Annotated in this window: 20 protein-coding genes; 12 read left to right on the forward strand and 8 right to left on the reverse strand. The window is 57.4% G+C overall.

Annotated elements, in window-relative coordinates:
- Positions 1 to 31 precede the first annotated feature (31 nt).
- Positions 32 to 733, reverse strand: a complete 702-nt coding sequence (locus OTG14_RS10530) for a phosphohydrolase (protein WP_248165094.1) — start codon at positions 731 to 733, stop codon at positions 32 to 34.
- Positions 734 to 1017: 284 nt separating this feature from the next.
- Between OTG14_RS10530 and ompC the strand changes: the two genes are divergently transcribed.
- On the forward strand, positions 1018 to 2181 hold the full coding sequence (ompC, locus tag OTG14_RS10535; protein WP_024909742.1) for a porin OmpC: 1164 nt from the start codon (positions 1018 to 1020) through the stop codon (positions 2179 to 2181).
- 55 nt (positions 2182 to 2236) lie between these two features.
- Here the strand turns inward: ompC and OTG14_RS10540 are convergent, their stop codons facing one another.
- Positions 2237 to 3100 carry an N-acetylmuramic acid 6-phosphate etherase gene (locus OTG14_RS10540; RefSeq protein ID WP_061714839.1) on the reverse strand — a complete coding sequence of 288 codons (864 nt, stop codon included), beginning with the start codon at positions 3098 to 3100 and terminating at the stop codon, positions 2237 to 2239.
- 164 nt (positions 3101 to 3264) lie between these two features.
- Here OTG14_RS10540 and OTG14_RS10545 point away from each other — a divergent pair, with 164 nt between their 5' ends.
- Positions 3265 to 4881, forward strand: a complete 1617-nt coding sequence (locus OTG14_RS10545; RefSeq protein ID WP_048990629.1) for a sensor histidine kinase — start codon at positions 3265 to 3267, stop codon at positions 4879 to 4881.
- Positions 4878 to 5597 carry a two-component system response regulator DcuR gene (gene dcuR / locus OTG14_RS10550; protein WP_023336197.1) on the forward strand — a complete coding sequence of 240 codons (720 nt, stop codon included), beginning with the start codon at positions 4878 to 4880 and terminating at the stop codon, positions 5595 to 5597. The genes OTG14_RS10545 and dcuR overlap by 4 nt, the downstream gene beginning before the upstream one ends.
- Here the strand turns inward: dcuR and OTG14_RS10555 are convergent.
- Both OTG14_RS10555 and OTG14_RS10560 read right to left on the reverse strand, forming a co-directional pair.
- Entirely contained in the window at positions 5578 to 6540 is a 963-nt protein-coding gene (locus OTG14_RS10555) for an FAD:protein FMN transferase (protein WP_048990630.1), read from the reverse strand. The two genes, dcuR and OTG14_RS10555, sit on opposite strands and share 20 nt — an antisense overlap.
- Positions 6541 to 6634: 94 nt before the next feature.
- The gene (locus OTG14_RS10560) at positions 6635 to 9415 is read right to left on the reverse strand and encodes a flavocytochrome c (RefSeq protein ID WP_267215031.1); all 2781 of its coding nucleotides are present in this window, start codon (positions 9413 to 9415) and stop codon (positions 6635 to 6637) included.
- A gap of 609 nt (positions 9416 to 10024) precedes the next feature.
- Here OTG14_RS10560 and OTG14_RS10565 point away from each other — a divergent pair.
- From OTG14_RS10565 to OTG14_RS10580, 4 genes are all read left to right on the forward strand, one after another.
- Positions 10025 to 11533, forward strand: coding sequence for an anion permease (locus OTG14_RS10565; RefSeq protein ID WP_075201615.1), 1509 nt, complete (start codon positions 10025 to 10027; stop codon positions 11531 to 11533).
- 55 nt (positions 11534 to 11588) lie between these two features.
- Positions 11589 to 13238, forward strand: a complete 1650-nt coding sequence (gene fumA / locus OTG14_RS10570; RefSeq protein ID WP_048990634.1) for a class I fumarate hydratase FumA — start codon at positions 11589 to 11591, stop codon at positions 13236 to 13238.
- A 281-nt stretch (positions 13239 to 13519) separates the two neighbouring features.
- Positions 13520 to 14833, forward strand: coding sequence for an MFS transporter (gene tcuC / locus OTG14_RS10575; protein WP_048990635.1), 1314 nt, complete (start codon positions 13520 to 13522; stop codon positions 14831 to 14833).
- Complete coding sequence (locus OTG14_RS10580; RefSeq protein ID WP_248165102.1) at positions 14830 to 15618, forward strand: substrate-binding domain-containing protein; 789 nt, start codon at positions 14830 to 14832, stop codon at positions 15616 to 15618. Before tcuC ends, OTG14_RS10580 begins: the two co-directional genes overlap by 4 nt.
- On the opposite strand, the gene psrA is transcribed toward OTG14_RS10580, so the two are convergent.
- The 3 genes from psrA to OTG14_RS10595 form a co-directional block, all read right to left on the reverse strand.
- Entirely contained in the window at positions 15593 to 16492 is a 900-nt protein-coding gene (gene psrA / locus OTG14_RS10585; protein WP_267215032.1) for an L-proline-binding transcription factor PsrA, read from the reverse strand. The two genes, OTG14_RS10580 and psrA, sit on opposite strands and share 26 nt — an antisense overlap.
- A 94-nt stretch (positions 16493 to 16586) precedes the next feature.
- On the reverse strand, positions 16587 to 18116 hold the full coding sequence (locus OTG14_RS10590; RefSeq protein ID WP_267215033.1) for a cryptochrome/photolyase family protein: 1530 nt from the start codon (positions 18114 to 18116) through the stop codon (positions 16587 to 16589).
- Positions 18113 to 18259 carry a DUF2256 domain-containing protein gene (locus OTG14_RS10595; RefSeq protein WP_071530926.1) on the reverse strand — a complete coding sequence of 49 codons (147 nt, stop codon included), beginning with the start codon at positions 18257 to 18259 and terminating at the stop codon, positions 18113 to 18115. The genes OTG14_RS10590 and OTG14_RS10595 overlap by 4 nt, the downstream gene beginning before the upstream one ends.
- 216 nt (positions 18260 to 18475) lie before the next feature.
- Here OTG14_RS10595 and mtfA point away from each other — a divergent pair, with 216 nt between their 5' ends.
- Complete coding sequence (mtfA, locus tag OTG14_RS10600; protein WP_267215034.1) at positions 18476 to 19273, forward strand: DgsA anti-repressor MtfA; 798 nt, start codon at positions 18476 to 18478, stop codon at positions 19271 to 19273.
- Here the strand turns inward: mtfA and OTG14_RS10605 are convergent.
- Positions 19270 to 20481: an MFS transporter gene (locus OTG14_RS10605; RefSeq protein ID WP_267215035.1), complete on the reverse strand. Its 1212-nt coding sequence runs from the start codon at positions 20479 to 20481 to the stop codon at positions 19270 to 19272. The genes mtfA and OTG14_RS10605 overlap by 4 nt on opposite strands.
- Before the next feature lie 138 nt (positions 20482 to 20619).
- Here OTG14_RS10605 and OTG14_RS10610 point away from each other — a divergent pair, with 138 nt between their 5' ends.
- Genes OTG14_RS10610 through OTG14_RS10625 form a run of 4 tightly spaced genes read left to right on the forward strand, consistent with a single transcriptional unit; the run spans position 20620 to position 26370 of the window.
- Positions 20620 to 22362: an IucA/IucC family protein gene (locus tag OTG14_RS10610; RefSeq protein ID WP_267215036.1), complete on the forward strand. Its 1743-nt coding sequence runs from the start codon at positions 20620 to 20622 to the stop codon at positions 22360 to 22362.
- The gene (locus OTG14_RS10615; RefSeq protein WP_267215037.1) at positions 22362 to 23309 is read left to right on the forward strand and encodes a GNAT family N-acetyltransferase; all 948 of its coding nucleotides are present in this window, start codon (positions 22362 to 22364) and stop codon (positions 23307 to 23309) included. The genes OTG14_RS10610 and OTG14_RS10615 overlap by 1 nt, the downstream gene beginning before the upstream one ends.
- Entirely contained in the window at positions 23306 to 25048 is a 1743-nt protein-coding gene (iucC, locus tag OTG14_RS10620) for an aerobactin synthase IucC (RefSeq protein WP_342453696.1), read from the forward strand. The genes OTG14_RS10615 and iucC overlap by 4 nt, the downstream gene beginning before the upstream one ends.
- On the forward strand, positions 25045 to 26370 hold the full coding sequence (locus OTG14_RS10625) for a lysine N(6)-hydroxylase/L-ornithine N(5)-oxygenase family protein (protein ID WP_267215038.1): 1326 nt from the start codon (positions 25045 to 25047) through the stop codon (positions 26368 to 26370). Before iucC ends, OTG14_RS10625 begins: the two co-directional genes overlap by 4 nt.
- Positions 26371 to 26376 lie beyond the last annotated feature (6 nt).

A 26376-nucleotide genomic window follows, 5' to 3' on the forward strand; every position in this document is an offset into this window, starting at 1 on the left:
AGAATAAAGACTGGGAACAGATTACCACAGTTCAGTTGCGCAAACTGCGACGGAAGCGGTTCAACACCTGGCTATCCAGCCCGATGCAGTCGCCGTGTAATTCGGCGCTGAGTTTCGCCATAAACTGGATCAGGAAATCGGCATTGTGACGTGCCAGCTCGCGGCCCATTTCCGTTTGCATTGTATCAGGCAATCTCAACAGCTTGGTCTGAAAATGGTCGAGGGCAAACGCACGGTCGTCGAGGGGACGCGCATCGGCAAAGGGATCGTCGGCGTAAAAAAGCGGCACGCCCAGCGCGCCCGAGACGGCAAAGACGCGCGCCAGGCCAATAGCGCCTAACGCTTCCAGCCGGTCAGCATCCTGCACAATTTTGGCTTCCATACTCTGCGGCGCAATCCCGGCGCTGAAGCTGTGTGCCTCAATCGCGTGCGCAACGGCGGCAGCGTGCTCTGGCGGAAAGTCCGGGAAGTCGCGGCGCAGAATGTCACCCGTCTTGCGTGCTGCCAGCTCTGATGACCGGCTGCGTTCGGGATGGTTTTTCGGCAGGCTGACAATATCGTGAAAATAGCATGCGGTCAGGATCACCAGCGGCTCCACCGTGTGGTGAACCATGATTTTTTGCGCCGTCATCCAGACCCGTCGAAAATGCGAAATGTCATGTGCGGTATCGTCGGTGCTGTGGTTTTCCTCGAGCCAGCGCTCAAATCTGTGCTGCCACCGGGCAAGTTCCATCGTCATGTCCTGTTTGTTTAATGAGAATGAAATATAAAATAGCTGAATTAAAACAATTTAAAAATAGAATTCCGAAATACTTAACAATAATTACACCATATAAATTCAATGAATTAATTCACTTGAATAATAAAGAGATTAATAGAAATATTTAGCAATATTTCATCGAATTTAATTACATTTATTTTTGAAACTAAATAACATCTTCTGGAATAGTATCGACCCTGTAATTACGGAGAGTGATTACATATATTCATATAAATTATCTTTTAAGGGAATATATAATGAAAAGAAAAGTTCTGGCAATTCTGGTACCCGCGTTATTAATGGCAGGCGCAGCAAATGCGGCTGAGATGTACAACAAAAACGGCAACAAAGTTGACCTGTACGGCAAAGTCGATGCGCGTCACACCTTCTCTGACAACCCTGGCGACGACGGTGACGAAACCTATGTGCAGATTGGTTTCAAAGGCGAAACCCAGATCGCTAACGACCTGATCGGTTACGGCCAGTGGGAATACAAAACCTACGCTAACGATACCGAAGGCGCGGGTGACAAATCCTTTAACCGTCTGGCATACGCTGGCCTGAAATATGGCGAATACGGTTCATTTGATTATGGCCGTAATTACGGCGTCGTGTACGACGTTGAAGCCTGGACCGATATGCTGCCTGTATTTGGCGGTGACTCTTACACATGGACCGATAACTTTATGAACGGTCGTGCGAACGGTCTGGCAACTTACCGTAACCAGGATTTCTTCGGCCTGGTTGAGGGGCTGAATTTCGCGCTGCAGTATCAGGGCGCGAACGAAGGCCAGGATGCAACAGAAGATCAGGAAGGCACGAAAAACGGTCATAAAGACGTACGCTTCCAGAACGGCGACGGCTTCGGCATGTCTACCTCTTATGACTTCTCTGGCGATCTCTCCGGCCTGAGCCTGGGTGCTGCGTACTCGTCTTCTGACCGTACTAACGCACAAGAAGCTGCGGGGGTGAATAATGCGCGCTTTGCCAGCGGTAAAACAGCAGAAGCATGGACCATTGGTGCGAAATATGATGCCAATAACGTCTACCTGGCGATGATGTATGCTGAAACCCGCAACATGACGCCATACGGTGATTATGGTATTGCAGATCAGACTCAGAACTTCGAAGCGGTAGCACAGTACCAGTTCGACTTCGGCCTGCGTCCATCCCTGGCATGGGTTTACTCCAGGGGCAAGGACATGACTTATCCAGGCAACGCCAGCAACCCTCAGGGTCAACATGGCGACATGGACCTGGTTAACTATATCGACCTGGGTATGACCTACAGCTTTAACAAGAATTTCTCTACCTATGTTGACTACAAAATCAACATGCTGGACAACGATGATAGCTTCTACGAAGCCAATGGTATTTCCACCGATGACATCGTTGGCGTAGGCATGACCTACCAGTTCTAATCTCCAAAAATATCAAAGGCCGCAATTGCGGCCTTTTTTATATCTTCACTTTATATTACGGCGCTTCCTGCAGCGCCACGCGGATAAACCCGTTATTCTGCGCCAGCAGTTCATGGGCTTTCCACGCATCCAGCCCAGTCAGCACCATCAATACCGCCGTTTTACAGTGATGGTTACAGCTCTCCAGCGCGGCTTTTGCCTCCGTCCTGCTGCATCCCCCCGCTTCCATCACAATCGCGATTTGTCGTTCAGCCCATTTGGTTGTGCCTGCCTCAAGATCCACCCGCAAGTTGCTGTAAACCCGTCCGGTTCGGACGGCCAGCCCGGTGGCGATCATCGAGAGGATCATTTTCTGCGCAATCCCCGCTTTGGTGTTGAGATAGCCTGCGACGACGTCGGCCCCCAGCTCCGGAGCGATAACCATGCTCGCCAGCTGTGCAGCTTCACTTTGCGCATCACCGGTAATAATGGCGACCGGTGAACCCAGCGACCACGCATGGCGCATTGCCCCCCAGACCCACGGCGTTTTTCCGCTGACGGTCACGGCCAGCATCATATCGTGTTCACCAAACTTGATGGCCTGCAAATCGGCAACGCCGCGCTCGTAGCTCCCTTCACCTTCTTGTGCCGTAACGGCCACCACCGGGGTTTTGCCCGGCGCATAATCATCGGCAACCTGTTGCGCAATGCGCCCTGACGGCCCAGCGCCAACGATGACCAGTCGACCGCCGTGGCTGAGCGTCGCGGCGGCGTTGTCCACCACGCGGGTGAGAGTAGGTAAACAGGGGGTAATCGCAGCAGAAATGAGTGCATCATCCTGGTGAATGACTTTCAGCATGTCCAGCGTGGACAATCTATCAATATTCATCGTGCTGGCGTGCCGTCTTTCCTTGACCGAACCGGTAAGCATAATGCTCATAAACAGCCTCCTTATTATGAGTACCCACACACTATAAAGTGTTTTATATAGATGACCTGCGAGGAGGGTCACGAAAAGAGGACCAAATCCACGCCTTTACATGGCTTTAAGAAAAGCGCGTCATCGGCGATAATTACCCCTTTCTTAATCATCGCGGAGTGTTGATGAGCGATTTGCAGCCTTTCCTTTCGACGCGCAAGCGCCCCATGAAACTGAACACGCTGGTCACGTTGATGGTGTGCGCGATTATTGCCTCTGTGCTGCTGGTGGTCTTTGCGCTCTACTCCGTACAAATCACCCGGGCGACCCGCGATGATGTTAAAGACACTGCGCTCGGCATTGCCCGCACCCTCGCCGACAGCCCCGAGATACAGCGCGGCCTGATGCAGGCACCGCAGGAGAATATTATTCAGCCCATCGCCCAGGCGGTGACAAAACGAAACGATCTGCTGTTCACCGTGGTCACCGATATGCGCGGGATCCGCTATTCACACCCGAACGAGGCGCTGCTGGGGCTGCATTTTATCGGCGATGATTTAACCCCCGCGCTGGAAGGCAAAGAGAACGTATCGGTTAACCGGGGCGCGCTCGCCGAAGCGCTGCGCGTTTTTACGCCCGTCTACGACGGCCAGCACGAGCAGATCGGCGTGGTGGTGGTCGGTATCTCCCTGAATAAGGTTGAAGAGCAAATTGCCCGCGGGCGGCTAAACGCCGTCTGGACCATTTTATTCAGTATTTTTATGAGCTCCATGGCAATTTGGGGCCTGGTGCGGGTACTGAAACGCATCCTGTTCGGACTCGAACCTTACGAAATTTCCGCCCTGTTCGAACAACGTCAGGCGATGCTACAGTCGCTTCGGGAGGGGGTGCTGGCCGTCGATATTCACGGACGGGTGACGATGATCAACCAGACCGCCAGAGAAATATTGCTTCTCCCCTCCGGCAAGCAGACCGAAAACGCCAGCGCGCCCCTGCTGGCCAGCCTGCGTGAAGTCTCAAAGACGGGCGTCGCGCGCCAGGATCAGGAGATCAGCTGTAACGGGCGTCTGTTGCTGTGCAATATGGTGCCCGTTAAAAGTCAGGATCGGGTGATCGGCGCCATCACCACCTTCCGTGATAAAACGGAAATCAGCCAGCTGATGCAGCGTATTGATGGCATGGTCAACTACGTCGACGCCCTGCGCAGCCATACGCACGAGTTTATGAATAAACTGCATGTGATCCTGGGCCTGCTGCACATGAAGCGCTACGACAAGCTGGAAGAGTACATCCTGCAGACGGCACAAAATTACCAGACGGATATCGGTACGATACAGAGCAAGGTAAAATCCCCGGTTATCGCCGGGTTCCTGCTGGGTAAAATCAACCGGGCGAAAGAAGCGGGCGTCACCCTGACGCTGGCAGATGAATGCCAGATACCGGATACAGCGAGTGAAGAGCAGGTCGCGGTGCTGATCACCGCGCTGGGTAACCTCATTGAAAACGCGCTTGACGCGATGGAAGGACAGCAGGAAGGTGAGATCGGCCTGCTGCTGCATTATCAGAATGGCTGGCTAAGCTGTGAAGTCAGCGACGATGGCCCCGGCATTGATCCCGCTCAGCTGGAGTCTATTTTTACCAAGGGCTTCTCAACAAAAGGTGAAAACCGCGGCGTTGGGCTGTTCCTTGCTCGCCAGCAAATCCAGAACCTCGGCGGCGATATCACCGTCGAGTCTGAGCCAGGCGTATTTACCCAATTTTTTGTTCACATCCCCTGGGATAGCGAGAGGAATATCGCGTGATAAATGTATTAATTGTCGATGATGACGCCATGGTAGCCGACCTCAACCGTCTGTATGTCAACCGTGTTGAAGGTTTTAGCTGCTGCGGCGTCGCCTCCACGCTAAACCAGGCCGAGGCCATCATTAATAACCCCGGGCAGCCTGTCGATCTGGTGCTGCTGGATGTCTATATGCAGCAGGATAACGGTCTGGATCTGCTGCCCGTTATTCGCGCATCCGGTCGCCCAATCGATGTGATTATGATCTCGTCCGCTGCCGACGCCGCCACGATCCAGACCTCCATTCATTACGGCGTGGTGGATTATCTGATCAAGCCGTTCCAGTTCCCCCGCTTTGAAGAGGCGCTGAACGGCTGGAAGGCAAAGCACAATCTGATGGGTTCGCACCAGTATTATGAGCAGGCCGACGTCGACCGGCTGATCCACGGCGGGGCGCCGGAACTGGCCGACAGTAAAAAGCTGCCGAAGGGGTTAACGCCGCAAACGCTGCGCACGATTTGCCAGTGGATTGACGCTCACCCGGAGACGGAGTTTTCTACCGATGACCTGGCAAACGCCGTCAATATTTCCCGCGTGTCCTGCCGTAAGTACCTGATTTGGCTCGCGCAAATCAATATTCTGTTCACCAGCATTCATTACGGCGCCACCGGCCGGCCGGTGTATCGCTACCGTCTCCAGCCGGAGCAAACCGGCCTGCTCAAGCAATACTGTCAGTAACGCGGTAGTCGTTATCCAGCAGAGTAAAGCGGAAGTGGTGCATCGAGGAGATCACCACTTCTTTTGTTTTGGTCACAAAGATGGCTTCAATATCGGGGCGCGCGCGCAGGACGGCACAGCCCTTCTCCACGCCCATGCCGTACATCAACGTGGTCCAGATATCACCGTCGATGGAGTCTTTCGAAATAATCGTCACGCTGTCCAGTTCGTTGTCCAGCGGATACCCGGTGCGCGGATCGAGAATGTGGTGATAGCGCCTGCCGTTTTGTTCGAAGTAGCGCTCGTACGTTCCCGACGTCACGACGGACAGGTTCTCTACGGTCATCGTGCCGATCAGCGCGTCACCGGCGAACGGTTTTTTCAGCCCCACGCCCCAGCCGCCTTCCGGCGAGCCTAACGTCTGGATGTTTCCGCCAAGGTTGATCAGCCCCAGCTCAGCCCCCTCTTTACGAAGGTAATCACGCACCCTGTCGGCGATATAGCCTTTGGCGATGGCCCCCAGATCGATCTCCATCCCCGCCCGGGTCAGAAACACGCTGCTGCTGGCCTCATCAAGGAGAACATCCTCTGGGCGGGTCATCGCCAGCAGCGACGCGATTTCATCGGCAGGCGGAACGCTGTCCCCCTGAAAACCAATCTTCCAGCGCTTCACCAGCGGACCGATCGCCAGATTAAAGGCGCTGTCCTTGAGCAGGCTTGCCGCTTTTGCACAGCGGATCAGCTCAAACACCGGTCGGCTGACGGTAACCGGATGCTGGCCGGCCGCGTGATTGATATCCATCACCTGCGAGTGCGCGCGGTTAACGGTAAGCAGGTCTTCGTACTGTTTGATCAGGCGAAACACGCGGGACGCGAGGGCTTCGTCATGGGAGAAGAGCTTCAGGAGGATGGGTGAGCCCATCAGGACGGCGGAGTAGCTGTAAACGCGATGGCTATCAGGCATGGTATGAGTCCTCAGATGTAGCCCCGGCAAGCACCGCGCCGCCGGGGAAAATGCCGGATAGCGCTGCGCGCATCCGGCCTACATAGCAGGTGCCTTACCTCTTTTTCGAACGCAGAGCCGCCTGATGTCCTGCAAGGGTACCAAAAATAATGATATCTGCCACCGCGTTACCGCCGATACGGTTGCCGCCGTGGATCCCGCCGACCACTTCACCGGCCGCAAACGCCCCTGGCAGCACGTTGTGGTTGCTGTCCAGCACGCAGGTTTCGGTGTTGATGGTCACGCCGCCCATGGTGTGGTGCACGCCCGGCGCAATCTGAATGGCGTAGAACGGCCCTTCGTTGATCGGTGCACGCAGTGCGGTGGTACGACCAAAATCGTCATCGTGCTGTTTCTCAACGAAACCGTTGTAACGTTCCAGGGTCGCGAGGAAAGCGTGGTAATCCATGCCGAGCGCTTCTGCCAGGGCTTTAGGCGAGCTGGCGCTGGTCACGAAGCCTTTGGCAATGTACTCATCCGCGGCTTTGTTTTTGGCGCGTACGTGCTCGTCAAAGACGATGTAAGCGTATTTCTCCGGCAGCGCGATGATTGATGCCGAGACTTTATCGCGGGTCGACATTTCGTTGTAGAAGCGCTCCCCTTTCTGATTGACCAGAATCGCCCCGCCGCCGCGGATGGATTCGGAAATCAGGTACGAGGTTTTCTGCTCGACGGTTGGGTGAATTTGGATTTCGCCCATATCCACAGTGCCCGCCCCGATGCGTTCCAGCAGCGCGATGCCGCCGCCGGTAGCCCCTTTGTGGTTGGTGGTGACGAACCCTTCCAGATCCGGACGGTATTTCACAACCATCTGGCTGTTGGCGCTGAAGCCGCCGGTTGCCACAATCACGCTTTTCGCTGCCACGGTGACGGTTTCGTTCTCTTCAGTGGTCAGACGTACGCCGGTCACTTCGCCGTTCTCGAAGAGAATGTCGCTGACGGAAGTATCCAGCATCACCTCGATGTTGCGTTTGTTGACGTTACGCACCAGGCCGCTAATCAGGTAACCGCCCACCGCAGAACCGTCTTTTGGACGGTGAGTACGGTCGATGCTCATCCCGCCGGTGGTAGTGATGTCGTTCAGCATAATGCCGCGGGTTGCCAGCCACTCAATTGCCTGTGGCGCGTTCTCGACAAAGCGGCGCAGCAGTTCCGGGTTGTTCTTGTTGCCGCCGCCTTTCAGGCTTTCCTGGTAGAACAGCTCTTTGCTGTCCTGAATGCCCTTCACGCGCTGGAAGCGGGTTTCGGCGGCATTCATACCGGCAGAGGCTTTAATGGTGTTCCCGCCGATGGTTGGCATTTTCTCGACAATCAGCACGCTCGCGCCTTCGTCGTGCGCCTGAATCGCCGCCGCCAGACCGGCGCCGCCGCTGCCGACAACCACCACATCCACGCTGCGGGTTTCATTCGGGTCAACGCCCTCTTCCGCTGCCAGCGCCTTGCTGGACTTCAGCATCGCTTTAGAGACCGCTTTCTTCACCGCTTCACTCTGGCTGGTTGCACCGGTGATGGCATCCACGTGCGGGGTATTAGCGTCCAGAATGCGGGTACGGATCTCTTCAAAGCTGGTCACAAACTCAACGTCTTCACTCGGGCCAGAGGCCAGCTCGATGTCCGCAATACGGTCGGTTTCCAGGCTGACGTTAATCACCAGTTCGTTAGCGTCATCCTGCACTTTCTCAGCAAAGGTACCCGGTTTGAATTTGGATTCGCCCATGCTCATGTCGCGGATCATCGCTTCTACCAGCGAGAAGCGCCACAGCGGTTCAGGAATGTTCAGCGCCTCGCGTTTGGTGCTGTCCATAAACAGCTCAAGGCTTTCGCCAGCCGCGATGCGGTCTGTCCAGTCCGGATAAGCGATGGTGGCGCGGCCCACGGCAATCAGGTCGTAACCGTGGTCAAGCGCTTCATTCACGTCTGAAGCATTCACCACGCCGCCCACGCCCATGACCGGAACCTGCGCCAGCGTTTCAGAACGCATCGCGCAGTATTTTTCGATAAGCGGCGTCGGGTCCTGGGTGTCGACAATGGAAGGACGCAGGGTCGCGCCGACGGAGAAGTGCAGGTAGTCCACGCCGCGTGCCGCCAGCTTTTCCAGCAGGTACATGGTGTCGTCAAAGCGGATGCCCGGGATTTCCATCTCTTCAGGGGAGAAGCGGTAGCCAATAATAAACGCGTCGTCCGCGTACTGGCGCACCATCTTATGGGTGATATCCAGCACCGCCAGCGGGAACTTCGCGCGGTTATCGCGGCTGCCGCCCCACTCGTCATCGCGCTGGTTTGAATTCGGTGAGTAAAACTGCTGAATCAGATAGGTATTCGCCCCGTGGATTTCCACGCCGTCGAAACCGGCCTGGATGGCGCGGCGCACGGCCTCACCAAACTTGCCGATCATGCCTTCCACTTCTTCAGCGGTCAGAGCTACTGGCGTTGCGGCACCTTCACGCGGCGCAGCTACGGCGCTCGGGCCAACCGGGGTACGGCCACCAATCAGTTTCGGGTCAACCATGCGGCCGCCGTGGTAGATCTGCAGCAGCGCCTTAGAGCCTTTGGACTTAATGGCCTCTGCGATTTTCGCCAGCCCGGCAATTTTCTCGTCATTATCAATACCGATTGCGCCCGGGAAGGCAAGGCCGAGATCGTCGACGAAGCAGCACTCCACAATGATGGTGCCGATACTGCCGGAACGGGCACGATAGTACTCCACCAGTTCACTGGTAACGGTGCCGTCGTAATAGCCGGTACAGGTGGTCATAGGGGCCATTAACAAACGGTTTTTCAGTTCAGTACCATTCGGTAATGTGAAGGGGCTAAGAATGCGTTCGTTAGTGCTCATAATAGAAACTCCAAACTTTAAAAATTAAGAATTCGTTATCGGATTGGTTTTTTAGTTCGTCGTTATTTGCCGATGTCATGATATTAATATAATGATTTTTTTAGTTTCTAAAGTTATTACGTTAGTTAAAAAACTATTTAATCCCTGCAATAACACAAATAACACATTGGTGTTAGCGGATGTAATTCAGTCATTCACAATAATTTAAAATTCGTTAAATAATCAATGGTAAAACCATTTCACCGAAACACATTAAAATCATTTAAAATCAATACAATAGAAAATAACAAAAGGTAAAAATGTTACAAGAATGATAAAATTTACTCATAAAATACGCAATACCCACATACGCCTGAGTGGTTATTAATAAAAGCATAAAAATAACGCTGCAATTCTGTTTTTTTGATCCCGATCAATAGTTATGGCATCCAAAAGCGCAATATAAAAACATCATCATTTTTTAATTTAGCGCCTCAATAAAAGCGTTAAATTGCTATTACTGAAAATACAAAACAGCATCTTTAATAACTAAAAAAAGCAAAGAAACTTAAGAAAGTGATTTTGTTTTTTCAGTACGACCGAATCTTTGACAACTTAAGACGTGAAACTATGAATACAAAAACTGCTGTAACGCCCCCTGTGGCGAACCAGGCATCAAATGGAAACGCAAAACGATTGCTGATGATGGCGTTACCCATCATCGTCGCCGTACTGCTGCTGTTTGTTCCGGTACCGGAAGGACTGCCTCCTTACGCATGGCACTACTTCGCCATCTTCGTCGGCGTGATCGTCGGTCTGATCTTCGAACCGCTGCCGGGCGCGGTGATCGGTCTGACCGGCGTGGTCGCCATTGCCCTGTGCAGCCAGTGGGTGCTGTTCAGCCCTGAGCAGCTGGCTGATCCGAAATTCAAGCTGGCAGGCGCCTCCTTTAAGTGGGCGGTGAGCGGGTTTGGTAACTCGACCGTCTGGCTGATTTTCGGTGCCTTCATGTTCGCCGCAGGCTATGACAAAACCCGCTTCGGCCGCCGTCTGGCGCTGATTCTGGTGAAATACCTTGGCCGTCGCAGCCTGACGCTCGGTTACGCGATTACGTTTGCTGACCTGCTGCTGGCACCGTTCACCCCATCCAACACCGCGCGCAGCGGCGGGACCATCTACCCGATTATCGCTAACCTGCCGCCGCTGTACGGTTCAAAACCGAACGACCCAAGCGCGCGTAAGATTGGTTCTTACCTGATGTGGGTGGCGATCACCGCGGCCTGTATCACCAGTTCAATGTTCCTCTCCGCCCTCGCGCCAAACCTGCTGGCTCTGGCACTGGTGAAAAGTACGGTTGGTATCGACATCTCCTGGGGCACCTGGTTCCTCGCCTTCCTGCCGCTGGGTATCCTGCTGATTCTGGCCATGCCGCTGCTGGCCTACTGGTTCTACCCACCAGAAGTGAAGGTGAACAACGAAGTGCCGCTGTGGGCGACCCGTGAGCTGGAAAAACTGGGCAAACTGTCCCGCAATGAAATCCTGCTGTTGGTGTTCGTGTGCTGCGCGCTGCTGATGTGGATCTTCGCCGCTGCGTGGATTGAACCCGCTATGGCTGCCCTGCTCATCGTGGGCCTGATGCTGTGGACCGGCGTGCTGGAGTGGAACGATATCACCGGTAACAAAGCCGCATGGAACACCTTCGTCTGGTTCGCGACCCTGGTTGCGCTGGCGGATGGCCTCTCCTCTACCGGCTTTATCAGCTGGTTAGGCAAAGAAGGCGGTCTGTTGATGAGCGGTATCTCTCCGGGCGTGGCGACCATCGTCCTGCTGCTGGCGTTCTACCTGCTGCACTACCTGTTTGCCAGCACCACCGCGCACACCACGGCGCTGCTGCCAGCGATGCTGACCATCGCCTCCACCATTCCGGGTATGAATATGGAAGTGTTTGTCCTGCTGATGGTCACCTCGCTGGGCGTGATGGGGATCATCACCCCGTACGGTACTGGCCCAAGCCCGATTTACTATGGTAGCGGCTACCTGCCAACCAAAGACTACTGGCGCCTCGGCACCATCTTCGGTGCCATCTTCCTGGCGGCCCTGCTGCTGATTGGTTATCCGTGGATGTCCATGATGTTCTGATTCCTGACCGCCGGACTTCTCCTCCGGCGGTTTTATTTTTGTGGAGCAATACGCTATGTCAAACAAACCGTTTATCTACCAGAACCCCTTCCCTCTTTCGCATGACGACACCGAATACTACCTGCTGACCAAAGAGCACGTCTCCGTTGCCGAGTTCGAAGGCCAGGAGATCCTGAAAGTGGAGCCGGAAGCGCTGACTCTGCTGGCGCAGCAGGCCTTCCACGACGCCGCATTTATGCTGCGTCCTTCCCACCAGAAGCAAGTTGCCGCCATCCTCAACGACCCGGAAGCCAGCCAGAACGACAAGTACGTTGCCCTGCAGTTCCTGCGCAACTCCGAAATCGCGGCCAAAGGCGTGCTGCCGACCTGCCAGGATACCGGCACCGCTATCATCATGGGTAAAAAAGGCCAGCGCGTCTGGACCGGCGGCGGTGACGAAGCGGCCCTGAGCCAGGGCGTGTATAACACCTACATTGAAGATAACCTGCGCTACTCGCAGAATGCGGCGCTGGACATGTATAAAGAGGTCAATACCGGCACCAACCTGCCCGCGCAGATCGATCTCTACAGCGTGGACGGGGACGAATACAAATTCCTGTGCATGGCAAAAGGCGGCGGTTCTGCCAACAAAACCTATCTGTACCAGGAAACCAAAGCGCTGATCACCCCGGCAAAGCTGAAAAACTATCTGGTTGAGAAGATGCGCACTCTGGGAACTGCGGCCTGCCCGCCTTACCATATCGCGTTTGTGATTGGCGGTACGTCAGCGGAAAGCACGCTGAAAACCGTGAAGCTGGCCTCCACGCGCTACTACGACGCGCTGCCAACCGAAGGTAACGAACACGGCCAGGCATTCCGTGATGTTCAGCTCGAACAAGAGCTGCTCCAGGAAGCCCAGAACCTCGGCCTCGGCGCGCAGTTCGGCGGTAAATACTTCGCCCACGACATCCGCGTGATCCGCCTGCCGCGCCACGGCGCCTCCTGTCCGATCGGCATGGGCGTCTCCTGCTCTGCAGATCGCAACATCAAAGCGAAAATCAACCGCGACGGGATCTGGATTGAAAAACTGGAGCACAACCCGGGCCAGTACATTCCTGAATCACTGCGCCAGCAGGGTGAAGGCGACGTGGTGAGCATCAATCTGGACAAACCGATGAATGAGATCCTGGCGCAGCTCTCCGCTCACCCGGTCTCTACCCGCCTGTCGCTGAACGGTACCATCATCGTGGCGCGCGACATCGCCCATGCGAAGCTGAAAGAGTTGCTGGATAACGGTGAGGAACTGCCGCAGTACGTCAAAGATCATCCGATCTACTACGCAGGCCCGGCCAAAACGCCGGAAGGCTACGCGTCTGGCTCACTCGGCCCAACCACGGCGGGACGTATGGACTCGTATGTGGACTTACTGCAGTCCCACGGCGCGAGCATGATCATGCTGGCGAAAGGCAACCGCAGCCAGCAGGTAACCGACGCCTGCCATAAGCACGGCGGCTTCTACCTGGGCAGCATTGGCGGCCCGGCGGCGGTGCTGGCGCAAAACAGCATTAAGAGCCTGGAATGCGTCGCGTATCCGGAGCTGGGAATGGAAGCCATCTGGAAGATCGAAGTGGAGAACTTCCCGGCGTTTATCCTGGTGGATGACAAAGGCAACGATTTCTTCCAGCAGATCCAGAACCAGCAGTGTAAAGGCTGTTCACAGCGCTGAGTAAGAGATGCCGGGCGGCGCAACGCTGCCCGGCGGTAACTGGTTACTCTGCGTCTGCGTTATGTCACAAAACCGAGATATCAGCCACTTAGCCACATTAGGTGAATAAAAAATCAATTAGTTGTTAAGTTATTGTTGCCATTAATTGTATTTGTCCGGCGAATAATATTCATGCACGAAATGCATCAGCCGATGCGGCATTTGCGCTTATCTATTTCCTCATCCTGATCCAGTTTTCAGAAACAGACGCGTAAAACGTCAACAATAAACTGGAGATAACCATGTTTTCCTCAACCTCACCTGCAACCGTACGTTCGAAGGCGGGCGCGATACTTCGCGTGACGTCCGGCAACTTTCTTGAGCAGTTCGATTTCTTTCTGTTCGGCTTCTATGCCACCTACATCGCCCACACGTTCTTCCCGGCGAGCAGTGAATTTGCGTCGCTGATGATGACCTTCGCCGTCTTCGGCGCGGGATTTTTAATGCGTCCGATCGGTGCAATCGTGCTTGGCGCGTATATCGACAAGGTGGGGCGCAGAAAGGGGCTGATTGTCACGCTGTCCATCATGGCGGCGGGGACATTCCTGATTGTGCTTATCCCCTCTTATCAAAGCATCGGCCTGTGGGCGCCGCTGCTGGTGCTGACGGGGCGTCTGCTGCAGGGCTTTTCCGCCGGTGCCGAGCTTGGAGGCGTCTCAGTCTATCTGGCTGAAATCGCCACGCCGGGCCGCAAAGGGTTTTACACCAGCTGGCAGTCCGGTAGCCAGCAGGTCGCCATTATGGTCGCCGCGGCGATGGGCTTTGCCCTGAATGCCCTGATGGAGGAGAGTGCTATTCGCGAATGGGGCTGGCGCATCCCGTTCCTGTTCGGCTGTTTAATTGTGCCGTTTATCTTCTTCCTGCGCCGCAAGCTGGAAGAGACGGAAGAGTTCAGCGCGCGCCGCCATCATCTGGAGATGCGTCAGGTCTTTAAAACGCTGCTTGGCAACTGGCAGGTGGTGGTCGCGGGCATGCTGATGGTGGCGATGACCACCACCGCGTTCTATCTGATCACCGTCTACGCACCCACCTTTGGCAAAAAGGTGCTGATGCTGAGCGCCTCGGACAGCCTGCTGGTCACGCTGCTGGTGGCAATCTCTAACTTCATCTGGCTGCCGGTGGGCGGTGCCCTGTCGGACCGTTTCGGGCGCAAGCCGGTGCTGATTGCCATGACCCTGCTGGCGCTGGCGACCAGCTACCCGGCCCTGACGCTGCTGGCGAGCGCACCCAGCTTCTCGATGATGCTGAGCGTGCTGCTGTGGCTCTCCTTCCTCTACGGCCTCTATAACGGCGCAATGATCCCGGCTCTGACGGAAATTATGCCGGCTGAAGTGCGCGTGGCGGGCTTCTCGCTGGCTTACAGCCTGGCAACGGCGGTCTTTGGCGGCTTTACCCCGGTCATGTCCACCGCGCTGATTGAATACACCGGTGACAAAGCCTCGCCGGGCTACTGGATGAGCTTCGCTGCGGTATGTGCCCTGCTGGCAACGCTCTACCTCTACCGCCGCCGCGCGGTATCGCTGCAAAACACCGTCAAGTCAGAGGGGGCAGTATGAAACGCACTTATCGCTATACCGCCAGCGCGCTGGCGCTGACGTTCCTGAGCGTCAATGCCTTTGCCCAAGACGTGAAGGTGATGATCTCAGGCGGTTTTAAAGCCGCCCTTGAAAAGCTGGCCCCGGAATATGAACACCGGACCGGGGATAAAATCGTGATCATCCCCGGCCCCTCAATGGGCAATACGCCGCAGGCGATCCCAAACCGACTGGCGCGCGGCGAGAAGGCCGACGTGGTGATTATGGTGGGCGATGCGCTGGAGAAGCTCGAAAAAGCCGGCCAGACCCAGCCGGGTTCGCGAACGGAACTCGCGGATTCTCCCGTTGGCATGGTGGTAAAAAAAGGAGCGAAAGTACCGGATATCAGCAGCGACGCGAAACTGCGTGAAACGCTGCTGCAGGCCAGCTCCATCGCCTACTCTGACAGCGCCAGCGGCAGGTACGTCAGCCAGGCATTATTCAAAAAGTTGGGAATAGAAAAAGAGGTGGCGGGTAAAGCGACAAAGGTCGAGCGTATTCCGGTCGCCTCAGAAGTGGCGAAAGGAAAATACGCCGTGGGCTTCCAGCAGGTCAGCGAGCTGCTGCCGGTTCAGGGCGTCACCTTTATCGGCAAAATCCCTGATAGTCTGCAATACATCACGCGCTTCGCGGGCGCGGTTACCCGCCATGCAGAACATCCCGAGGAGGGGAAAGCGCTGTTGACCTATCTTGCCTCACCGCCCTCAAGGGCCGTCATCACGGAGACGGGGATGATCCCCGTTACGTCCGGCGATACTGCTCGGTGATCTGCTTTTCCAGTTCAGCCGCAATGTAAGACTGGATGCGCCCCCGGCGCCGGATAAGCCCCACGGTGCGTTTCACTTCCGGCGCCATCAGCGGCAGATGCGTCAGCAGCGTGTGCTCTGAGGTCGGCATCGACATGGCGGGAACGGCAGCGATGCCGATCCCCGCCTCTACCATACCGAGCATCGTGGTGACGTGGCGTGTTTCGCAGACGCTGGGGCGCTCGGGAACGATATCCCCCAGCATCCGATCGAGCAGATTGCGGTTGCCTGACGTTTTATCGAGGGAGATATAATCCTGCTGGTAAAACGTCTTCCACGTCAGGTGACTCTTCTGCGCCAGAGGATGATCCTTTCTGCACGCCGCAACGTAGACATCCTCCACCAGCGGGAAAAATTCGATTTCAGACGGCAGGTTTCCTGCAAAGCAGATACCAAAATCCGCCTGGCCGCGGGCCACGGCGTCAATCACATTGCCCGCACTGCTGTCGATGAGCTTAATGCGAACGCGCGGATAGCGAGACTGAAAACGCCGGATCACGTCAGGCATAAAGTAACAGGCCGCGGAAGGGACCGTGGCAACCGTGATCAGCCCCGTCCGCTCTTCGCTGGCCTTATCGACATCCGCCAGCATTGACTCAACGCTGTCGAGCAGCTGCGCGGAGCGCTCGGCAAAGTTTTGTCCGTAGAGCGTCAGCGCCACGCGGCGGGTGGTGCGATCGAACAGCCTGTTTCCCAGCGCGGCTTCCAGCTTTTCAATCCTGCGGCTCAGCGCCGACTGGGATAAACAGATAGATTCAGCGGCGACACGGAAGTTACCGTATTCCACTAACGCTCTGAAAGCATAAAGATCGTTAAGGTCAAAATTCACGGGCATAGCGTCTGGATGTCCTGTCAGGGAATACGCAACAAAGTCAAAAATAATAGCGTCTTATTGACCTGCCGCAACCGCCCAGGCGTTGAAATACCAATCAGAGGTCGTTGAGATGCAGGCGGACGTACCCGGCGCGGTCTGCAATGGCCTGCCGATCCTCTTCCGTCATGTCCGCTAGCTGTTTAAAGACAATGCCCAGGCGGGGATTGTTACCGAGACGCGCCTTATTGCGCGCAAAGAAGTCCCAGTAAAGGGCATTGAAGGGGCAGGCCTGCTCTCCGGTACGCTGGTTGTGTTGATACCGGCACCCCTGACAGTAATTACTCATCTTATGAATATATGACGCGCTCGAGATGTAGGGTTTACTCGCCAGTAACCCGCCATCGCCAAACTGGCTCATGCCGAGGGTGTTGGGCAGCTCCACCCACTCAAAGGCATCAATATAGACTCCCAGATACCATTCATGGACCGCCTGCGGCGACAGGCCGCTGAGCAGGCTAAAGTTGCCAATGACCATCAGGCGCTGGATATGGTGGGCGTAAGCCTCGGTGAGCGACTGCCCAACGGCATGCGCCAGGCAGCGCATCTGCGTCTTGCCCGTCCAGAACCAGTCCGGCAGCGGGGCATGCTGGTCTAAGGCATTCAGCTCCCGATAGCCCGGCATCTGCGACCAGTAGATCCCACGCACATACTCCCGCCAGCCGAGAATTTGTCGGATAAACCCTTCAACGGCAGGCAGCGGCGCGTGGCCCGAACGCCACGCCTGCTGGGCGGCCGCGACCACTTCCCGCGGATTCAGCATTTTAGCGTTCAGCGCAAATGAAATTAACGAGTGGAAAAGAAAAGGTTTCTCCGCGTGCATCGCGTCCTGCCAGTTTCCAAACTGCGGGAGCACGTGCGCGATAAAATCATCCAGCCTGGCTTTGGCTTCCGCACGGTTGAGCGGCCAGCGAAAATTGTCGGCCTGCGGTTCGCCGAAGGTCTTTACGCCGCAGCGTTGGATCTCAGCCCATAAGGCGGAACGATCGTGGCAGGGACGCGCGTCCACCGGCGCGGGAGGCTCGCCGGACCAGCGCTTGCGGTTTTCAGCATCGAAATTCCATTTCCCCCCTTCCGGCTCGCCTGCTGAGGTCAGCAGTACGCCGTGCTGACGACGCATTTCCCGGTAAAAGTACTCCATTCGCCAGCTTTTGCGTGACGCAAAGAACGCGCTGACCTGTTCCCGAGTGGTGAAAAAATGCTCGCTGCTGACGCAGGCCGTTTCAACGGAGACCGTTTTCGCCCACGCCTGCAGCTGCGTATCAAGACGCCATTCGTCGGGCTCCTGCCATGTCACTCTGCCAGCGCCGTAATGCGCGACAAGCGCGTTGAGATTGTCTTCCAGCGCGCCGCGGTTTGAGCTGTCAGAAAGTCGGACATACCTCACCCGATGCCCCTTCTCCTTTAATGCAGAGGCAAACGCGCGCATGGCGGCGAAGATAGCGATAACTTTCTGGGCGTGATGAAGCACATAGGCGGTTTCGGCCCGGAGTTCCAGCATCACGTAAATGATGTTCGGACTGGAGGTATCAAACCAGCTGTGATGCGGATTAAGCTGATCGCCCAGGATCAGACGCAGCTCGGTCAACGGTGGCTCCTGCGGCAACGCTCAGAACAGTATTTAACCTCATTCCAGCATTTCGCCCATTTCTTGCGCCACGTCATGGGCCGCTGGCAGTGCACACACAGTCGACTGGGCAGGTCCTGCTTGTTACCTTTGAAATCGCTCATCTTTTCAATACCGCACTGATTAATTCACCCCACCTGCGGATAAAGGCCACGACAGACTTCACAAAATGAAGGTGATGCCCGCAAACCGCTACCCACCGCTACGTACGAAATGATAGTTTATTCAGGCTGGATTTGTCGCAGTGAGCGATTTTCTGGCATCTTAACCGAACCTGACTTTCCCATTTTTGTTCAAGTGACGAGTTTGCGAGCAAAGCGATGATAAAGTGGCCCTGGAAAACGAATGAGGCTGGCCGGGATGTGGCGCTGCCATGGGATGACGCGCTGACGATCCCTGTTCTGGCTAATCTAAACCCGGATGAACAATCGAAACTGGTTCAACTGGCGGATCGTTTTTTGCAGCAAAAACGCCTGGTGCCACTGCAGGGGTTTGAACTCGATCCCCTGAAAAACGCCCGCATCGCCCTGCTGTTCTGTCTGCCGGTGCTTGCACTCGGCATTGAGTGGCTGGACGGTTTCCACGAAGTGCTTATCTATCCCGCACCGTTCGTGGTGGATGACGAATGGCAGGACGATATCGGGCTGGTGCACAACCAGCGCGTGGTGCAGTCCGGACAAAGCTGGCAGCAAGGGCCGATAATCCTCAACTGGCTCGATATTCAGGACTCGTTCGACGCCTCCGGTTTTAATCTGATTATCCATGAGGTGGCGCACAAGCTGGATACCCGCAACGGAGATCGCGCCAGCGGCGTACCGCTGATCCCGCTTCGCGAGGTGGCGGGCTGGGAGCACGACCTGCACGCGGCGATGGATAACATCCAGGATGAAATAGACCTGGTCGGCGAAAGCGCGGCCAGCATTGACGCCTATGCGGCAACCGACCCGGCCGAATGCTTCGCGGTGCTCTCGGAGTATTTCTTCAGCGCGCCCGAGCTTTTCGCGCCCCGCTTCCCGGCGCTGTGGCAGCGTTTCTGCCAGTTTTATCAGCAGGATCCCCTGCAGCGTCTGCGGCAACATGCGGAGTCTGGCGGCCATGCCTCCCGCCAGATCCATTAAGGTTTTTCAGCAGGGGGACGCTCGGTTGACCGTACCCCTATGCTCAGGGCTAAAAACAGCACCGCCATTCCCCATGCGGCCACCGTTAAAGACTGCTCCCCGTAAAAACGCGTCACCACAGGCACCAGCAGCGCGCTGACGCCGTAACCTAACGTGTGGCTGGTGGCGATGACGCCCGCCCCTTTCCCGGTGGTCAGCCTGTCGTTCAGCAGCAGCTGGTAGCCCGGCGTGGCCATCGCCGCCCCGAGTGACGTGATAACAATCCCTACGTAGAACAACGCTAAACCGGAGACAGACATCAGCCCAAGCCCGGCCACCATCAGCACCGCCGCGATACAGAGCAACGTCACCGGGCTGAAATGCTGCGGGCGGACCACCAGAAACTGCGCCGCGAGCGTGGCCAGCGCGGCCAGGCTCAGCAGGAGCGCGACATGATGGCTGATCTCCCGGGCGTTACCGTCCAGCAACGGGCTAAGATGCGGTGACAGGCCAATCTGCATCAGGCTCACCAGCGCCGCCAGCAGCAGCGCCAGCAGCAGGAACGGCAGCATGGAGGCCTGCAGGCGGGTTGCCTGGTGGGCTACCGGCGGCAGCGGCGGGTCAGCGACTTCGCGAAGCACCAGCAGCAGAGCGATAAGCGGCGCAACCGCCATCAGCCAGAGCGGCGCAACCGGATTAACGCTGAGCATCAGCGCCGCCAGCGGTGGGCCGAGCAAACGCCCGCAGCTGAGGCCGGAGCTTATCGTCGCCAGCGCCGCCATTCTTTTCTCCAGTCCCGCACGCTGAATCGCCCACGTCTGGGCCGCAGGCACCAGCCCCGAGACCGTCAGTCCATAGAGCAGGCGCGAGAAAATAAGCCCCGCCAGCCCCCAGACCGTATCCAGCCTTCCGGCCGCCATCGCCCAGACCACCAGCGCCATCACGGCAAAACTGGCCAGATAGCCGCTCAGTGAGGCCACCATGACGGCCTTACACCCCCGCCGCTCGCTCTGGCGTCCCCACCAGGGCGATGCCGGTAAAAAGAGCATGGATCCAAACATCAACAGTCCGGCCCAGACCGAGAGCGACAGCCCGGTCTGGGTGACCAGCTGCGGGAGCATCACCAGCAGGCCGTTTTGACCGATGCCCAGTAAACCCGCAGATAGCGCCAGGGGCCAGTTAGCTTTTGAGGTGACGTTTTCGGTCAATATTTCAGAGTCAGTGCGCATGAGAATGTGAACATAGTGTCAATAAATGTGTGGAAATTATGAAGTTTATGAAAACAAATATTGCAAAAATGGTTGCGACTGTAAACAGAATGAATATCATAACGAGAATTATTATCAATCATGGAATGAGGTACATCTATGCGTGCTCTGCTCCGCGCCGCCGGTACAGACGTTGCAGCCCAGTGTTTTTTAAACGCCCTGTTGCGCGAAACGAAGGACTGGCGCTATCTCCCCGCTACCGATGCGGATGCGCTATCTGAGATCCATATCCCGCTTTCCCAAACCCAGGCGCTTCGGGTGCCGGTACGCTATTTCTCTCCCACCCAGCATCATCAGTACCGTTTCCCGGCAACGCTTATTCAGAGCAATAGTGATAACGGTGACGCCGTCACATTCTGTCAACTGGTTGATTTAATTCTTAAAAAACCGTCCGTAAAAGGCTCGCTGGATGCCGATACGCTGGCGCGTTTTAAGCAGCGCGTTCTCGAAAGCCATGTCCACACCTGGCAGGCGATCGATCTGCGTCACAGCTGGGCAACCCTGCGCGATAAGCCGCTGACGTTTGCCGACGCGGAACAGGCGCTGCTGGTCGGCCATGCGTTTCACCCGGCACCGAAGTCGCACGAGCCGTTCAACGAAACCGAGGCGCGTCGCTATCTGCCCGATTTCGCCTCCCGCTTCCCGCTGCGCTGGTTTGCCGTTGAGAGCACGCTCGTTGCCGGCGACAGCCTGAACGTCTCCCTGCGTGAACGTCTGCTGCGCTTTGCGGCCCAGAGCGCGCCCGAGCTGCTCGGCCACTTCACCGACACCCGTTGGCTGCTGCCGATGCACCCGTGGCAAGCCGACTATCTGCTGGAGCAGAACTGGTGCCAGCGTCTGGCGAAAGACGGTTCACTGCAGGATCTGGGTGAAGCGGGCGCACAGTGGCTGCCCACCAGCTCCTCCCGCTCGCTGTACAGCGAGACCAACAGCGACATGATTAAGTTCTCCCTCAGCGTGCGCCTGACCAACTCCGTGCGCACGCTGTCGGTGAAGGAAGTTAAGCGCGGCATGCGCCTGGCGCGCCTTGCGAAAACGGAACGCTGGCAAGATTTGCAGGCGCGCTACCCGACCATGCGCGTGATGCAGGAAGACGGCTGGGCGGGACTGCGCGATGACAGCGGCGTCGTTCAGGAAGAGAGCCTGATGGCCCTGCGCGTTAATCTGCTGTTCGATACGCCAGACACCCAGACCAACGTGCTGGTGAGCCTGACGCAGGCCGCGCCGGACGGCGGTGACAGCCTGCTCGCCGCGGCAGTGCGCCGTCTGAGTCAGCGTCTTGATTTACCGCTCGCCCAGGCCGCCCGCTGCTGGCTGGACGCCTACTGCAACCGCGTATTGCTTCCGCTGTTCAGCGCCGAGGCGGACTACGGTCTGGTCCTGCTGGCGCACCAGCAAAATATCCTCGTTGAGATGCAGCAGGATTTCCCGGTCGGGCTGATCTATCGCGACTGCCAGGGCAGCGCGTGGACCGAAGGCGCCGACGCGTGGCTGAAAGAGGCGGGTGAAACTGAGGTGGAAAACCGCTTCGGTGAGAGCCAGCTGCTGCGCTACTTCCCTTATTACCTGCTGCTGAATTCTACCTTTGCCGTTACCGCCGCCCTTGCTGCCGCCGGCTTTGACAGCGAGGAGAGCCTGATGTCCCGGGTGCGCGACGCGCTGGCCGAACTGCGCAAGACGGTAGCGCAGACCCGCTGCCTCGACTACGTGCTCGACAGCCCGATCTGGAACTGCAAAGGCAACTTCTTCTGCTACCTGCACGATCGCAATGAAAACACCATCGCCGATCCGGCGGTGATCTATTTCGACTTTAGCAACCCGTTCTACAAGGAGAAGGCGTGATGGCTATCGCGAATATCGTCCATTCCGGCTACGGCTTTCACTGCACCGCAACGGATAGCACCCTGCCGCTGGCGTTGGGTCTCGACGGCAGCGCGGTGCTGGAGCGTCTGAAGGGGTTCCCGGACGGCTGGCTGGTGGAAGCCCTGGATCAGCTGTTTGTGGCCGCCCCCGCGCTGACCGGCATTACGTTACCCTGGGCGACCTGGCAGGATGAACCCCAGGCGCAGGCGCTGTTTCGTCTGGCAAGCGGGGATTATCTGGCGCGTGAAACCTTCTGGCAGCTGCCGCTGTGGCTGAAAGGCGAACGTCCGCAGGCCAGCGGCGGGATGCAGTATAACGAGAGCCGTCAGCTGTACTTCCCGCTGCGCCCTCGCCGTCCGCAGGGCGAAGTGTACCGCCGTTACGATCCGCAAATTAAGCGCACCCTCAGCTTCCGCGTCGCCGACGTGGCGCTGGACGGCGAACGTTTTACCCGCTGGATGAACAACCCGCGCGTAAACGCCTTCTGGGAGATGGCGGGCCCGCAGGCCGAGCAGGAAAACTACCTGCGCCGTCAGCTCGACTCGACCTACTGCTACCCGGTTATCGGCTGCTTCGACGACCAGCCGTTCGGCTATTTTGAACTCTACTGGGCGGCGGAAGACCGTATTGGCCGCCACTACCGCTGGCAGCCGTTTGACCGCGGGCTACACATGCTGGTGGGCGAAGAAAACTGGCGCGGTGCGCAGTATATCCGCAGCTGGCTGCGCGGTCTGAGCCACTACCTGTATCTGGATGAACCGCGCACCACGCGGATTGTCGCCGAGCCGCGCTTCGATAACCAGCGCCTGTTCCGCCATCTGGACTCTGCCGGTTTCGACACGGTGAAAGAGTTCGACTTCCCGCACAAGCGCTCGCGCCTCATCATGAGCCAGCGTCACCGCTTCTTCAGCGAGGTGGGCCTGTGAACGCGCAGTGGGAAAAAGTGAACCGCGAGATGGTGGCGAAGATCCTCGCCGAGCTGGAGTATGAACGCACCCTGCGCGCCGAGCCGCTTGCGTCTGACGCCTGGCGCATCACCATGGGCAACGAGTCCTGGCAGTTTAGCGCCACGCGCGGGATCTGGGGCTGGTTGCATATCGACCCGGACAGCCTGACCACCGCCAGCGGTGCCGCCGTGGAGGCGGAGCGCGCGCTGCTGCAGCTGGCGAAGGTGCTGGAGATGAGCGACGCGCAGACGGCGGAGCACATGGAAGATCTCTACGCCACGCTGCGCGGCGACATACAGCTGCTGCAGGCGCGTGAAGCGCTGGACGCGGACGCGCTGATCCACCTCGACCCGGACGAATTACAGTGCCTGATGCGCGGTCACCCGAAGTTTATTTTCAACAAAGGCCGCCGCGGCTGGGGTCTGGACGCGCTGCGTCAGTACGCGCCTGAGTATCGCGGACGTTTTCGTCTGCACTGGGTTGCCGTTCAGCGGGAGCATCTGGTCTGGAGCAGCGACGTCGATTGCGATATCAGCGCCCTGCTGGCCAGCGCCATGGACAACACCGAGCGCGCCCGCTTTGACGCCCGCTGGCAGGCGCTGGGTCTCGACGACAGCTGGCTGCCCGTGCCGCTGCACCCGTGGCAGTGGCAGCAGAAGATCGCCATTCATTTCCTGGCGCAGCTGGCGCGCGGTGAGATGGTTGAGCTGGGCGAGTTTGGCGATGAGTACCTGGCGCAGCAGTCTCTGCGCACGCTCACCAACGCCAGCCGTCGCGCGCCGTTTGACATCAAGCTCCCGCTGACCATCTACAACACATCCTGCTATCGCGGTATTCCGGGCAAGTACATTGCCGCCGGACCGCTGGCCTCGCGCTGGCTGCAGCAGCAGTTCGCCACCGACGCCACGCTTGCCCGCTCTGGCGCACAGGTGCTTGGCGAACCCGCCGCCGGATATCTGTCGCATCCCGGCTATGCGGCGCTGCCGAAAGCGCCCTACCGCTATCAGGAGATGCTGGGGGTGATCTGGCGCGAGAACCCGTCCTGTTATTTAGAAGACGGTGAACAGGCGGTGCTGATGGCGGCGCTGATGGAAACCGACAACGCCGGGCGCCCGCTGATCGACGCGTGGATTAAACGCTCGGGCTTAAGCGCCGAAGCGTGGCTGGAAAAGCTGTTTGAGGCATCGGTGATCCCGTTCTATCACCTGCTCTGCCGCTACGGCGTGGCGCTGATCGCCCACGGCCAGAACGTGACGCTGGTGATGAAGGACTCTATTCCGCAGCGCATTCTGCTGAAAGATTTCCAGGGCGATATGCGCCTGGTGGATGAAGATTTCCCGCAGGCCCAGAGCCTGCCGGAGCAGGTGAAGGCCGTCACGGCGCGCCTGAGCGCGGATTACATTATTCACGACCTGCAAACCGGTAACTTTGTGACGGTGCTGCGTTTTATCTCACGCCTCACGCTGCAAAGCGGCGTCAGCGAAACGCGTTTCTATCAGATCCTCGCCGGAGTGCTGCACCGCTATATGGCCGCGCACCCCGAGCTTGCCGATCGCTTCGCGAAGTTCGACCTGTTTAAGCCGCAAATTATTCGCGTGATCCTCAACCCGGTCAAACTGACCTTCTCCGAACACGACGGCGGCAGCCGCATGCTGCCGAACTACGTCACCGACCTTGATAACCCTCTTTTTCTGGCCTCCCGGGAGTCAGCGCAATGAAAACCTATGATTTCATCGGCATTGGTATCGGCCCGTTTAACCTCAGCATAGCCGCGCTGGCGGAAGGGCTGGACGGCTTTAGCTCGCTGTTTCTTGAGCGTAAACCGCACTTCTCCTGGCACCCCGGCATGATGGTGCCGGACTGCCACATGCAGACCAGCTTCCTGAAGGATCTGGTCAGCGCCGTGGAGCCGACCAACCGCCACAGCTTCCTGAACTACCTGGTGCAGCGCAAAAAATTCTATCGCTTCCTGACCACCGAGCAGCGCACCGTTTCGCGGGAAGAGTTTGCCGATTACCTGTGCTGGGCGGCGGACAACCTCACTAACCTGTCCTTTAGCCAGCAGGTGCAGCAGGTGAGCTTTGATGAGAAAAACGGCCTGTTTGAGGTGGTGACCCAGCGCGACCGCATCCTGGCGCGGCACGTCTGCGTAGGGATCGGTAAGCAGGTCAACCTGCCCGACTGCGTCACGACGCAGGACGATACCTGCTTCCACGCCAGCGAGATGATGCTGCGCACGCCGGATCTTACGGGCAAGCGCGTCACCGTCGTCGGCGGCGGCCAGAGCGGCGCCGACCTGTTCCTGAATATCTTCCGCGGTGAATGGGGCCAGCCGCTGAGCCTGAACTGGGTCTCGCGCCGCAACAACTACAACGCGCTGGATGAAGCCGCCTTTGCTAACGAGTATTTCACGCCGGAGTACGTGGACAGCTTCTCCACGCTGGATGAAGAGGCCCGTCGTCAGATGCTGCACGAGCAGAAGATGACCTCCGACGGTATCACCACCGAGTCCCTGCTGGCGATTTACCGCGCCATGTATCACCGCTTCGAAGTGCTGCGTGAAAAACCCTGGGCGCATCTCCTGCCGTCCCGCTCGGTGACGTCCCTGACGCGCCAGGAAAACGGGCATCGTCTGAGCGTTCAGCATCACCTCGACGGCGGTCGCGAGCAGCTGGAGAGCGACGTGACGATCTTTGCCACCGGCTATCGCGCCGTGCAGCCTGCGTTCCTGGCGCCGCTGTCTCACCGCCTGCATCTGGATACGGACGAAGCCTTCTGCATCAACAACGATTTCACCCTCGAATGGGACGGCCCGCAGAGCAACCGCCTGTTTGCCGTGAATGCCGGGATGCACCGTCTCGGCATTGCCGAACCCCAGCTCAGCCTGATGGCCTGGCGTGCGGCGCGCATTCTGAATCGCGCGCATGCCGACGAGCCGTTTGAGCTGGCTACCACCCCTGGCGTTATCCACTGGCGAAGCACCACCAGCCCGGAGAACAGTCAGGTTTTTAAATCATTAGCAAAAACCACCGAGTACTGACACACA

The sequence above is a fragment of the Enterobacter pseudoroggenkampii genome (assembly GCF_026420145.1).
GTDB lineage: Bacteria > Pseudomonadota > Gammaproteobacteria > Enterobacterales > Enterobacteriaceae > Enterobacter > Enterobacter pseudoroggenkampii.